Here is a 13,234-nt window from a genome sequence, read left to right on the forward strand (position 1 = left end):
ATCCTCCCCCTCGAGGGCGGGGAGTATGTCAAAATGCGGCAAGAACCCTCGAGTGGTCGCGATGATCCCACCGGATGGATCCCCCCTTGCTTCTGTTCCTGCCTGGCATAGCCTCACCCTCGCCACTGCCATCCAGAAGTTGCAGACCGATCCCGATCGCGGCCTCACCACTCAGCAGGTGATCCAGAGGCAGCGGCAATATGGCCCCAATGAGCTGATCACCACTTCTGGCCGTAGCTCCTGGCAAGTCCTGCTGGATCAATTCCGCAACATCATGCTGCTGATGCTGATCGCCGTAGCGGCGATCTCAGCCACTTTGGACTTGCAAGAAGGCGAGTTTCCCAAAGATGCCCTGGCCATTTTGTTGATCGTTGGCCTTAACGGTGGCCTGGGCTATTTGCAAGAAAGTCGGGCGGAAAAAGCGCTGGCGGCCCTGAAAAAACTGGCCTCCCCTACCGTGCGGGTGGAGCGGGATGGCCTGTGGCAAGAAGTTCCAGCCAGCCAACTGGTGCCGGGGGATCGCGTGCTGCTGGAAGCCGGGGTACAGATCCCAGCCGATGGGCGCTTGGCCGAGGCCGTGAACCTGCAGGTGCGGGAAGCAGCTTTGACCGGAGAAGCCACCCCTGTAACCAAACAGGCAGACTGCGTCCTCCCGCCGGACATCGAGCTGGGGGAACGGCGCAACATGGCCTTCATGGGCACCGAAGTGATTCAGGGGCGAGGGATCCTCTTGGTTACTGCCACCGGCATGAACACGGAGCTGGGCAAGGTGGCGAAGCTGCTACAAACGGTGGAAAACGAGCCCACTCCCCTGCAGCGGCGCATGAGCCAACTGGGCAATGTGCTGGTGTCGGGATCCCTGGCTTTGGTGGCCTTGGTGGTGGGGATAGGGCTGCTGCAAGCCGGGAGCATGGCCCCCTTTACCTCGCTTTTGGAAACTTCCTTGAGCATGGCCGTGGCCGTGGTACCAGAGGGGCTGCCCGCGGTTATCACTGTCACCCTGGCCATTGGCACCCAACGCATGGTGCGCCGCCACGCCCTCATCCGCCGCCTGCCGGCAGTAGAGACCCTGGGATCCGTCACCACCATCTGCTCCGACAAAACCGGCACCCTCACGGAAAACAAAATGGTGGTAACCGACATCATTACCCCCGACCGCCATTACCACGTCAGCGGCAGCGGTTACATTCCCAAGGGATCCTTCTACTGCGGCGGCCAGCCCATAGATCCCGGGAGCGCCCCGGATCTGCAGGCCATCTTGCGGGCCGTGGTGTTCTGCAACGATGCCCTGTTGCAGGCCAGTCTCCAACCCGTTGCCGGTCGCAACCCACGGTCTGCAGTTTCTTCTCCCCCTTCAACGCCCACCTGGTCCATCCTGGGGGATCCCACCGAGGCCGCCCTGCTGGTGGCAGCCGCCAAAGCCAACCTCCATAAAGGCTCCCTACAGGAGCGCTACCCACGGGTGCAGGAGCTCCCCTTCAGCTCGGAACGAAAACGCATGAGCGTGGTGATCCAAGAAAATGGCGGCTACTGCGTCTACACCAAGGGATCCCCAGAGCTGGTGCTAGAGCGGTGTGATCGTATCCAGAAAGGGGGCACTTGGCAGGAGCTGTCGGAAACCGATCGCCAGGCCATCCTCGGCACCAACAACCGCCTGGCCGCCCAAGGTATCCGGGTTCTGGGGGTAGCCACCCAGAGGCTAGAGCGGATCCCGGACAACGGGGAAGAGGTGGAGCACAACCTGGTTTGGCTGGGCCTGATGGGGATGCACGATGCTCCGCGACCAGAGGCACGAGAGGCCGTGGCCCGCTGCCGAGAAGCTGGGATCCGCACGTTGATGATTACCGGCGACCACCAACTGACAGCTGTTGCCATTGCCCGCCAGCTGGGCATTCTCGAGTCCGAAGATCAGGCCATTGACGGACGCACCCTCTCCCGCCTGAGTTTCGAGGAGCTGCTGCAAACGGTGCAGACGGTCAACGTCTATGCCCGCGTGGCACCCGAACACAAGCTGCGCATTGTGCAAGCCCTGCAAAAGCAAAACGAGTTTGTGGCCATGACCGGGGATGGGGTTAACGACGCGCCTGCTCTGCGCCAGGCGGATATCGGCATCGCCATGGGCATCACGGGCACCGATGTGAGCAAAGAGGCCAGCGACATGGTGCTGCTGGACGACAACTTCGCCACCATCGTGGCCGCCATTGAAGAAGGGCGAGTGGTCTACAGCAACATCCGCCGCTTTGTGAAATACATTTTGGGCAGCAACATCGGTGAGGTGCTGACAGTGGCTGCCGCCCCCATCCTGGGCTTGGGAGTGCCGCTGACGCCCCTACAGATCCTGTGGATGAACCTGGTGACTGACGGCCTGCCCGCTCTGGCTTTGGCTTTGGAACCGGCGGAGCCAGGGGTGATGCAGCGCCCCCCCCTCAACCCCAAAGAGAGCATCTTCGCCCAGGGGCTGGGAGCCTACATGGTGCGCATCGGCGTGGTTTTTGCCATCTCCACAATCCTCATGATGGCCATTGTGGAAGCCTACATCCCCCACTGGCGCACGATGGTCCTCACCACCCTGTGTATCGCCCAGATGGGCCATGCGCTGGCCGTGCGCTCCAACGAGAAGCTCACCATCGAGACCAACCCTTTTTCCAACCCCTACCTGCTGGGCGCGGTCCTGACCACTCTGCTCTTGCAATTGGCTCTGCTCTATGTGCCTTTCTTGCGCAGCTTCTTTGGCACAGAGGAGCTAACCCGCACTGAACTTTTGATCTGCTTGGGCTTTAGCACCGTGGTTATGGTCTGGGTGGAGTTGGAAAAACTCTATTGCCGCTGGCGCAAGGGATCCCGCTGAATCTTCACAATTATTTTTCACAATAAAGCATCTTCACAATAAAGAGTCTCTCTCCCTGCTGCACCCAGAAACAAAGCTTTGAGCCAAGACTCATTTCCCCAAAAAGCCACTCTTGAGGAATCCTGCCCATTGCATAGAGGCCATTTCCGCAAGTTAGCTGAGCTTCCCCTTTTGACCTCCAAGATAAGCTGGAAAGACTTGCTGGGATACTGTGGAAAGGGGGCAGGAATCTCTGGGTTCTATGCACAGAGAGCTATGGGCGGTAGGGAAAACGGTGGGCCTGGTGGATCCCTCTGGCCTTGCCTTTTGGCTGCTGGGATCCCTCTTCTTGGCTCTCCTGCTGCTTGGCGTCAGCCTGGGGGAAAGTCAGCCGCTTTCTGTCTTCAGAGGGATCCTGGGATGCCTTTCTCGAAGATTTCCCTTCCAACCTCCTAGAGGCACCCCCAGCCCAGAGGCTCGTTTTCGGGCAGCCTTGGAAGCCAGCTTGGATGCTATTTACCTGCTGGAGGCGGTGCGGGATCCCGTTACCCGCGAGATCCGCGACTTTGTCTTTGTGGATGTCAACGCCAAGGGGGAAGAGCTCATTTCCCTCCAGCGCCGGCAGATCATCGGCCAGCGGCTGTGCGAGCTGCTGCCCATCAACCGCTGGGGGGGCTTTTTTGAGAAATACAAGCGAGTGGTGGAAACCGGCATTCCTCTGGAAGAGGAGTTCCCCATTTCGGGGCAGCCGGGCTTGAAGGCCAGTTGGATCCATCACCAAGTGGTGCCGGTGGGAGACGGGATCCTCATCACCAGCCGCGACATCAGCGAGCGGGTCAAGATGGAGCGGGCTCTACAGGAAAGCGAGTCTCGCTACCGCGCCCTCTACGAGGCCATTCCCGACTTGATTTTTGAGCTCAGCGCCGAGGGAGTCATTCTTCATTGCAAGCCTTCCCCTTACGTTCCCACCCGACATCCGCCTGAGTTTTACGTGGGTTGCCGCGCCCAAGACGTGTTTACTGGCTCGCTGAAAGAGCAGTATCCATCTCTGGCGGAGGGGGCCTTGGTCAGCCAGACGCCGCAGTACCTAGAGTACGAAGTTGAGATTGAGCCGGGGATCCGCTGCTATCGGAGAGCCTGCGTTGTCGCTCACGGGAGAGACAAAATTTACATCCTGGTGCGAGATATCACCGAGCGGAAACAGGCGGAGTTGGCCCTTAGAGAAATGGAAGCCACCCAGCGGGCCATTCTCCAAGCCATCCCCGACCTCATCCTTCGCCTGAATAGCCAGGGCATCTGCCTGAGCTTTATTTCCGGAGGCGATATCCATCTCTACACTCCAGCCGAGCAGCACTTGGGCCGATCCCCCCGGGAAATTCTGCCGCTGGAGCTGGCAGAGCAGCGGCTTTTCTATGTTCAGCAGGCTCTGGCCACCCAAACCCAACAGCGCTACGAGTACAGCATTGAAGTTCAAGGGGAGGTACGCTACGAAGAGGCCCGCATTGTGCCTCTGAACAGCCAGGAAGTCCTGGCAATCGTGCGGGATATTACAGAAGCCAAGCAGGCAGAGCTGGCCTTGAAAGCCGCTGAACAGGTGCAGCGAGCCATTCTAGAAGCCATTCCCGACTTGATCTTCCGCCTGGATAGCCAGGGCATTTGCTTGAGCTTTGTCTGGGGGGGCGAGGTTGTTCCCTATAGCTCACCCGACACCTACGTGGGCCGATCCCTGCAGGAGCTTTTGCCACCGGAGTTGGCCGAGCGGCGGCTTTTCTTTGTTCAGCAGGCTATAGCTACCCAGACGCGGCAGCGCTACGACCAAAGCATCGAGATTGAAGGGGAGACCCGCCACGAAGAGGTGCGCATTGTGCCCCTCAACCCCCAAGAGGTGGTGGTGATCGTCCGGGATGTAACCGACAGGGTGCGATCCCAGCAGGCCGTCCAGGAAAGCGAGCAGAAGTTCCGGGCGCTGTTTGAGAATGCCGCTGTGGCCATCCTCATCCGTCATGCCGAGACCGGCGAGATCCTGGAGGCCAACTCCCAAGCCATTGCCGCCTACGGGTTTTTCAGCCTGGAGGAGCTGCGAGCCTTCGACGCTTCCGAGCAGTCTCCCTATCGCCAGGCTCTTCGGGGCGGGGAGTTCTCGCTGCAGTCCTACTTGGAGCAAGCCCGCTGCCAGGGATCCGCCCGCTTTGAGTGGCAATGGCAGCGGCAGGATGGCCGAGTTGTCTGGGAAGACGTGTTTGTGCAGCCCCTTGTCTTGCGCGGGATCCCGTGTTGGGTGTTTACCGCGGTGGACATCACTGCCCGCAAGTCGGCAGAAGCGGAGCTGGAGCAGTTTTTCTCGGTGGCTCTGGATTTGCTCTGCATTGCCGATGCCCAAGGGTACTTTCGCCGTCTCAACCGCGCCTGGGAGACTACGCTGGGCTATTCTCTGCAGGAGCTGCAGAGCCGACCCTTTTTGGAGTGGGTTCACCCGGAAGATGTCCCCGCCACACAGGCCGCCATGCAGCAGCTTGTCGAAGAGAAACGGCTGGATCACTTCGTCAACCGCTACCGCACCCAGGACGGCAGCTATCGTTTCATCGAGTGGCGAGCCTTTTTGGCCGGATCCCTGATCTACGCCGCCGGGCGGGATATCACCCTAGCCAAGCTGGCAGAAGAGCAGATGAAAGCAGCTAAGGAAGCTGCCGAAGCCGCCAGCCGGGCCAAGAGCGAGTTCCTGGCCACCATCAGCCACGAGATCCGCACCCCCATCAACGCCATTTTGGGGATGACCAGTCTACTCCTGGACACCTCCTTGGATCCGCAGCAGCAGGATTGGGTACAGACCATCCGCTATGGAGGCGAGGTGCTGCTGAACCTAATCAACGACATCCTCGATTTCTCCAAGATCGAGTCCCAAAAACTGGAACTGGAGGAAATACCCTTTTCCTTGCCGCAGTTGGTGGAAGAGCTGCTGGATTTGATGGCCGCCCAAGCCCAGAGCAAGGATCTGGAACTGGTGGCTTGGGTGGATCCCAGCCTGCCGCCAACCTTGATAGGGGATCCCAACCGGCTGCGCCAAATCCTGGCCAATCTGCTCAGCAACGCCATCAAGTTCACCCCCCAGGGAGAGGTGGTGGTGACCGTCGAGGCCGGGGAGAGGGATCCCGAAAAGCAGTGGGTAAGCGTTCAGGTGCAAGATACCGGCATTGGCATTCCCCCCGAAAAATTGGATCGCCTCTTCAAGCCCTTCAGCCAGGTGGATAGCTCCATCAGCCGCCAGTTTGGGGGCACCGGTCTGGGCTTGGCCATCAGCCAGCGTCTCTGCCAGCTCATGGGGGGAGCAATCGGGGTGGAAAGTCAGCCGGGCCAGGGATCCACTTTTCGCTTTCGCATTCCCCTGAAGAGGTTAGACCAGGAGCCATCGGCAACAGCTGCGCCGGATCCCAGCTTGGCCGGCAAGCGGGTTTTGCTGGTGGAAGACAACGCCAGTCAACGGCAGTTGCTATCCCGACTGCTGAGCGCTTGGGGCATGGAGGTAACCTGTTGCGCCTTGGCGGCAGAAGCCCAGGCTGCAGCTAGAACCCATTCTTTTGACCTAGCCCTGCTGGATGCCACTCTGCCAGGCCAGGATGGCCTAACCTTGGCGGCTAACCTGCGGAAAGCGCAACCCCACCTGTTGCCCATAGTGCTGACGGGGCGCAACTTCATCTCCACAGCAGACCCTCTTCCCACTTTGGCCAAGCCGGTCAAAGCCTCCCAACTGCGGAAGCTGCTGCTGGGGCTTGTGGGAGAAAAAGCTCCTTCCTCCTTATCTTCCTCTCCCGCCGCTCCTCCCTCCATTTGGGACGCGACCCTGGCCAGCCGCTACCCGCTTCAGATCCTGGTGGCAGAGGATAACCCGGTTAACCAGAAGGTGATTCGCCTCATGCTGGAGCGATTGGGCTACCGGCCCGACATAGTCGGCAACGGTCTGGAAGCCGTCCAAGCTCTGCGCCTGCGACCCTACGATCTGGTGTTGATGGATATGCAAATGCCGGAGCTGGATGGTCTTGCGGCCACCCGTCGCATCCGTGCTGAGCTGCCCCCTGAGCGCCAGCCTCGCATTGTTGTCCTCACGGCCAATGTGTTTTCGGAAGGCCGTGCTGCTGCCCAAGCTGCTGGGGTAGATGGCTACCTCACCAAACCCTTGGAGCCGGCCGCCCTAGTCCGGGTTCTTCAGGGATCCCTTCCCCTTCCCATCCCGGCCAGCCAAGAAGAGGATCCGCCCCTCGACCCCGTTACCCTCGCCCAGATGCGGGCAGTCTTCAGCTCTCCAGAAGCCTGGCAGGAGATGATCCAAACCTACCGGCAAGACAGCGAAGCTCTATTGGGATCCCTGCGGCAGGCCCTAGAGCAGCGGGATCCCCAAGCCATTGCTCGGTTGGCCCACCGCCTCAAGGGCAGCAGCAGCACCCTGGGCGCCAAACGTCTGGCTGAGCTGTGTCAGCAGTTGGAAAAGCTGGTTCATGCCGAGCCAGCCAGTTCTGTAAAATGGGATACTATAGAGCAAGCCGTGCAGAAGCTAGAGGTGGCATATCGGCAAGTTATCCTCAGTCTCTGAGTGCAGAGCTTTTCTCCCTGATACATTTACGCTGAACACTGCTGAACATCACTGTTCAACTATGCAGCGATAGCATTCTGTTTGTTTCCAAACAGAATGGCGGTATCCCGCAAAGCTTTGAGTAGAATACCCAAAGCGCAGTTTCCGTGTCGTCTTACTACCAATTTTCTGCTTTGCTTTGGCTACCATGTTGGCAGACTCGAAAGTAAACAGAAAGATCAACTGGTAGTAATCCGTACTGAACATATTATACATTATTTTCAGTATAGTTGAGCTTATTATTGACTAGAGTCATGCTCTCCTCTCGATGCCTATGCTGAGGCCCAATCCCCACCCTCCGGCCAGCTCGCCGGCGGTTCCTGAGGCCCAGGCGGGATCCCCCTCTCCTGAAAAGAAGCCGTTGTTGTTGATCGCGGAAGATGAGCCCAGCCAGCGACTCTTGGTTCGCTACGCCCTTGAGCGAGAAGGCTACCAAGTTCTAGAAGCCAGCAGCGGCGAGGCTTGCTTGCAGCTAGCCGCCCAACACTCAGTGGATATGGTCTTGCTGGATGCGGTCATGCCGGATGTGGATGGGTTTGAGTGCTGTCGCCGCCTCCATGCTCAAAACTCGGATCTGCCCATTCTCATCGTCACGGCGCTGGAAGATGAGTCCTGCGTGGATGAAGCCTTTGCTGCCGGGGCCAGCGATTACATTTCCAAGCCCATTCGTTGGGCGGTTTTGAAGCGGCGTATCCGTCACCTGATCCAGGCCAGCCAAGCCCAACGCCACCTGCGGGAACTTAACCAAGCCCTAGAAGCCAAAGTGCAGGAACGTACCGCCCAGTTGGCCTGCCAGGTACAGGACTTGCAGCAGCTCAGCCGCCTTAAGGATAGCTTTCTGGCCAGCGTTTCCCACGAGCTGCGCACTCCCCTCACCAAGATCAAGCTGGCCCTGGAGCTATTGGGCCGCTCCCCTCTAGACGAGAAGCAGCGCCAATACCACCGCATTGCCCTGGAAGAATGTCAAGCTGAAATCGAGCTAATCAACAGATTGCTGGATCTGCAGAGCCTAGAAGCCAAAGAGTTGAGCTCTGCGGCTGCCGCCATCGATCTCCACAGCCTTTGCACAAGCCTACTCAATGGGGTGCGAGAACGGGCTCAGGCTCGGCAACTGAAGCTGGAGATGGCGGAGCTGACCTCATTCCCGGCAGTGCTCTACAGCTACCCGCAGCGGCTAACCCTGATCCTGAAGGAACTGCTGGAAAATGCCTGTAAGTTCACCCAGCCGGGCGGAACCCTCCGCTTGGAGGTGCAAGCCTTTCCCGGTGGGGTTGAGCTAAGGATTGGCAACACCGCCCAAATCGAGCCTGACCACCTGCCCCACCTTTTCGAGCGCTTTTACCGGGTGCCTTCTGAGGATCCTTGGGCGCAACCGGGCAGCGGCCTTGGACTGGCCTTGGTGAAGCAGTGGGTGGAGTATCTGCAGGGCCAAATCCGGGTCACCAGCCAGAAGGGATGGACTTGGTTTGTCCTTTGGCTGCCCAGCCTAGAGCCCTCCAACCGTTGACGCCCAAAGGCGGGTGGGAGGCAGCGATTGAGACTTTAGTGACCAACGACAGCAGCGGTCTCGGCAGTGGCAAAGGAGGTGCCACACCCACAACTGGCGACTGCGTTGGGGTTCTTGAAGCGGAAGCCACCGCCCAGCAGATCCTCGGAAAAGTCGACGGTGGTGCCGCTGATCAAGGTCATGCTCAAGGGATCCACTGCCACCTGGATATCCCCAAAGTCGAAGGTATGATCGTCAGGGTTGGCCTGAGACTCGAAGTTCATCACATAAGAGAGGCCAGAGCAGCCGCTCGGCTTGACCCCCAGACGCAGGATGGGCTGGGATCCCTCTTTTTCGTACTTGCTGCGCAGGCGCTTCAACTCTTGGATGGCGCTATCGGTCAGGGTGATCATGACGAGAAGGCTCAAGGGTACGTTCTACTCCCCATCCTATCAAGGGTTTTTTCTCGGCCAGCGGGAGCAGTTGGTAAGCTAGGGATCCCAATCCTTGAGGTCTTGCCCCTGTGACAGATCCCAATGCCATTCGGATCACCTTTTTGGGCACCAGCTCCGGCATGCCCACCCGCCAGCGCAACGTCTCTGGGGTGGCGGTGCAGTTTCCCCAGCGGTCGGAATGGTGGCTGTTCGATTGCGGCGAGGGCACCCAACACCAGTTGCTGCGCCTAGATGAGCTGCGCCCCAGCCAGTTGCGCCGCATTTTTATCACCCACATGCATGGGGATCACATCTACGGCCTGCCGGGGCTGTTGGCCTCCTGTGGCTTGGGCAGCACCCCTGAGCACATCGATATCTACGGCCCGCCGGGCCTGGAAGAGTACCTGAAGGCCGTGTTGCGCTACAGCGAGACGCGCATCCCCTACGGCTTCCGCGTTCACACCGTCGAAACCGGTCTCATCCTGCAAGAGCCGGAATACTCCGTCTTCTGCGCACCCCTGGATCACCGGGTGCCCGCCTTCGGCTACCGCGTGGTGGAACAGGATCGGCCAGGCAGCTTCAATGTGGCCAAAGCCCAAGCCGATGGGATCCCCTTTGGCCCTCTGTATGGGCAGCTCAAGGCCGGCCAATCCATCATCTGGCAGGGCCGCTGCTTTCACGGACGGGATTATGTCGGGGATCCCATTCCGGGCCGCAAATTCTCCTACTGCACCGACACGATTTTCTGCCGCAATGCTGTTGATCTCTCCCGGGCTGCGGATCTGGTCATCCACGAGGCTACCTACGCTCAGGCTGACTTGGAGCTGGCCCGCCGCTCTAAGCATTCCACCGCCGCCATGGCCGCCCAAGTGGCCGCCGAAGCCAAGGCCCAAGCTTTGATCCTCACCCACTTCAGCCCCCGCTACACCCCAGAGGCCCCCATTACCTTGGAAGACCTGCTGGCAGAAGCTCAGGCCATTTTTCCCAATACCCTGCTGGCCCGCGATCGGCTGACCTACGAGATCCCCCGTCGCAGCCCGTCCCCTCTGCCGGTGGGTGTGGGCTTGCCTCGCTAGAATGGTAGAACTGACTGTCTCAACCGGCAATGACGGATCCCAGACCCTACCCCGAACGTCCCCCATTTCCAGAGCGGCCCAAAACCGAACAACTGGATCAAAGTGCTGGCGAGTGGCGAACCTTCAGCGCTTTGCCCCCTGCCACTTCTCTGCCCCCGGTTCAAGCCGAGCGGCCAGCCCCGCAAACGGCTGCTGAGGGAGAACCCCTGCCAAAATTGGCTCCCTGGAGTAAACGGATAGGGGCTTTTGCCCTCGACTTTGGGCTGGGGCTGGGGATCTCCTACCTAGCCCAAGGCTTGGCTGCTCTGGTAGGGGCCAATGCAGGCGCCGTGGACATGACCGGCTATCTCGCCTTCTTCGCCACCTGGCTGGTGAACCGCGGCTATTTCCAATCCCGCCCTGAGGGCCAAAGCCTCGGCAAATGGCTGCTGAACATCAAAACCCTGGATCCCGAAACCGAAGCCTCGCCGCACCTGGTTCGCTCTCTGGCTCGAGAGGGAGTGCTCTCCCTCTTTGTGCTTACAGAGGCCCTGCTGGTGCCTCTGGCTGCGGATGGGCTGTTTGCCGTCTTCGACAAGGAAAAACGCCAAACCATTCACGACCGGGCTGGACGCACCCTGGTCGTGGAAGCGGAGCGGGGCTATCACCTGGATGAAAAAGTCCTGCAGTTTTTGCAGGACATCCTAGAGGGGGACGCTGCTGACGACGTCAAATCGGCTGCTCGCGACCTGCTGCGCCAAGCCCAGCGCAATGACACCGTGCGGGATCTGTCCAAGCAGTTGCAGCGCCTGAGCAAAGATGTGGATCGCAACGCCCGTAGCCTACGGCAACAAACGGGCAAGCAAGTGAAAACTTGGGTTGATTCCGTCAAGGAAAAGTTAGATAATTGGTGATCGCGCTTATCGAGGTAAACCCCCATCTCCAGCCTCAGGATCTGGGATTGCAGTTTCCTCATTGCCGTTTACCTTCGTCTTGGGATCCGTCATGGCCAAAGCAAAGGGTGCCCGCATCATCATTACTCTGGAGTGTACGGAGTGCCGCACCAACGTCAACAAGCGCTCTCCAGGCGTGAACCGCTACACCACCACCAAAAACCGCCGCAACACAACAGCCCGCTTAGAGCTGAAGAAATTCTGCCCCCACTGCAACCGCCACACCATCCACAAAGAGATCAAGTAGTTCAAGCCGTTTCGCCGTTCTCCTGACCTATGGTTTACGCTCGCCGCCGCCTGTCTCCCATCAAGCCGGGAGAACCCATTAGGTACACCGATGTGGAGCTGCTCAAGAAATTTGTTACCGAGCGTGGCAAGATCTTGCCCCGCCGCATCACCGGCCTGACTGCCAAACAACAGCGGGAGCTCACCGCCGCGATCAAACGAGCGCGCATCATGGGTCTTCTTTACTTTGTCAACAAAGAGGGATAGCCTTCTCCAGATCCCGATGGGCCTGCAGCTTTCGCCGGAACTCCAAGCCCGCTTGTCCCAGCCCCTCAATATCGGTGGGGTGAAGGTTTTGAGTCGCGTCTTTCAGGCGCCACTGTCAGGGGTAACCGACCAGGTCTTTCGAGGGCTGGTACGCCGTTTTGCCCCCCACAGCTTGGTCTACACGGAAATGGTCAGTGCGACCGGCTTGCACTATGCCCGCCAGTTGCCCCGCATCATGGAGGTCGGCGAGGGGGAGCAGCCTATTGGCATCCAACTGTTTGATTGTCGGCCCGACTTTCTGGCGGAAGCGGCCCGCATGGCGGTGGACGAAGGGGCGACCTTGGTGGACATCAACATGGGCTGCCCGGTGAACAAGATTACCAAAAACGGCGGTGGCTCTTCTCTGCTCCGCGATCCCGACACGGCAGCGCGAATTGTGGAGGCGGTGGCCAACGCAGTGGAGGTGCCCGTAACCGTGAAAACGCGCCTGGGCTGGTCAGATCAGGAGATCAACATTTTGGATTTTGCCCACCGTCTGCAGGAGGCAGGGGCGCAACTGCTCACCCTGCATGCCCGGACACGCGCCCAAGGCTTCAACGGCAAAGCCCGCTGGGACTGGATCCGCCGCGTCAAACAGCACCTGCGCATTCCCGTCATCGCCAATGGGGACATTTTCTCGACAGCCGCAGCGGTGAAGTGTTTGGAAGAAACCGGCGCCGATGGGGTGATGTGCTCCCGCGGCACCATGGGCTATCCCTTTCTGGTGGGGGAAATCGATCACTTCCTGAAAACCGGTCAAGAAAGACCGGCCCCCACTCCCCTGGAGCGGATTCAAATGGCCTTAGAGCATCTGCGCGGTCTCTGGGAGTACAAGGGAGAACGTGGCATCCGTCAGGCCCGCAAGCACATGACTTGGTACATCAAAGACTTTGCCGGAGCCTCTCAATTCCGTGCTCTCCTCTGTCGCATTGAGACGGTGCAGGAAGGGGAAGCCCTGCTTCTTCAAGCCATGGAGCGCTGCCAAGAAGCCACACCTCGACCGGAAGAGGCCATTAAAACCACCGAGGAGGTCGACCTTCTCCCTGAAGCCGGTTGGGCGTAGCTGATACATTTACGCTGAACACTGCTGAACATCACTGTTCAACTATGCAGCGATAGCATTCTGTTTGTTTCCAACCAGAATGGCGGTATCCCGCAAAGCTTTGAGTAGAGTACCCAAAGCGCAGTTTCCGTGTCGTCTTACTACCAATTTTCTGCTTTGCTTTGGCTACCATGTTGGCAGACTCGAAAGTAAACAGAAAGATCAACTGGTAGTAATCCGTACTGAACATATTATACATTATTTTCAGTATAGTTGAGCTTA

Annotated in this window: 9 protein-coding genes and 1 pseudogene; 8 read left to right on the forward strand and 2 right to left on the reverse strand. The window is 59.1% G+C overall.

The window, feature by feature from the left end; translation table 11 throughout:
* Nucleotides 1–61 precede the first annotated feature (61 nt).
* From ACVWZU_RS00485 to ACVWZU_RS00495, 3 genes are all read left to right on the forward strand, one after another.
* Nucleotides 62–2,848: a cation-translocating P-type ATPase gene (locus ACVWZU_RS00485; protein WP_457442793.1), complete on the forward strand. Its 2,787-nt coding sequence runs from the start codon at nt 62–64 to the stop codon at nt 2,846–2,848.
* Between the two features lie 241 nt (nt 2,849–3,089).
* Nucleotides 3,090–7,412 carry a PAS domain S-box protein gene (locus ACVWZU_RS00490; protein WP_457442795.1) on the forward strand — a complete coding sequence of 1,441 codons (4,323 nt, stop codon included), beginning with the start codon at nt 3,090–3,092 and terminating at the stop codon, nt 7,410–7,412.
* Between the two features lie 313 nt (nt 7,413–7,725).
* Nucleotides 7,726–8,958, forward strand: coding sequence for a hybrid sensor histidine kinase/response regulator (locus ACVWZU_RS00495; protein ID WP_457442797.1), 1,233 nt, complete (start codon nt 7,726–7,728; stop codon nt 8,956–8,958).
* Nucleotides 8,959–8,993: 35 nt separating this feature from the next.
* Here ACVWZU_RS00495 and ACVWZU_RS00500 read toward each other — a convergent pair whose 3' ends face one another.
* Nucleotides 8,994–9,350, reverse strand: a complete 357-nt coding sequence (locus ACVWZU_RS00500) for a HesB/IscA family protein (RefSeq protein ID WP_457385211.1) — start codon at nt 9,348–9,350, stop codon at nt 8,994–8,996.
* Nucleotides 9,351–9,460: 110 nt separating this feature from the next.
* On the opposite strand from ACVWZU_RS00500, the gene ACVWZU_RS00505 reads away from it, so the two are divergent.
* The 5 genes from ACVWZU_RS00505 to dusB all read left to right on the forward strand — a co-directional run bounded on the left by ACVWZU_RS00505 (nt 9,461) and on the right by dusB (nt 12,973).
* Nucleotides 9,461–10,447 carry a ribonuclease Z gene (locus ACVWZU_RS00505; RefSeq protein ID WP_011433242.1) on the forward strand — a complete coding sequence of 329 codons (987 nt, stop codon included), beginning with the start codon at nt 9,461–9,463 and terminating at the stop codon, nt 10,445–10,447.
* Between the two features lie 29 nt (nt 10,448–10,476).
* Complete coding sequence (locus ACVWZU_RS00510; protein ID WP_457442799.1) at nt 10,477–11,340, forward strand: RDD family protein; 864 nt, start codon at nt 10,477–10,479, stop codon at nt 11,338–11,340.
* 91 nt (nt 11,341–11,431) lie between these two features.
* Nucleotides 11,432–11,626: a 50S ribosomal protein L33 gene (gene rpmG / locus ACVWZU_RS00515; protein WP_457387255.1), complete on the forward strand. Its 195-nt coding sequence runs from the start codon at nt 11,432–11,434 to the stop codon at nt 11,624–11,626.
* Between the two features lie 29 nt (nt 11,627–11,655).
* Nucleotides 11,656–11,871, forward strand: coding sequence for a 30S ribosomal protein S18 (gene rpsR, locus ACVWZU_RS00520; protein WP_011433239.1), 216 nt, complete (start codon nt 11,656–11,658; stop codon nt 11,869–11,871).
* 16 nt (nt 11,872–11,887) lie between these two features.
* Complete coding sequence (dusB, locus tag ACVWZU_RS00525) at nt 11,888–12,973, forward strand: tRNA dihydrouridine synthase DusB (protein WP_414375158.1); 1,086 nt, start codon at nt 11,888–11,890, stop codon at nt 12,971–12,973.
* 42 nt (nt 12,974–13,015) lie between these two features.
* Here the strand turns inward: dusB and ACVWZU_RS00530 are convergent.
* Nucleotides 13,016–13,199 (reverse strand): annotated as a pseudogene (locus ACVWZU_RS00530) (hypothetical protein); the annotation flags it as partial.
* Between the last annotated feature and the right edge of the window lie 35 nt (nt 13,200–13,234).

Source organism: Thermostichus sp. MS-CIW-26, from assembly GCF_054059115.1.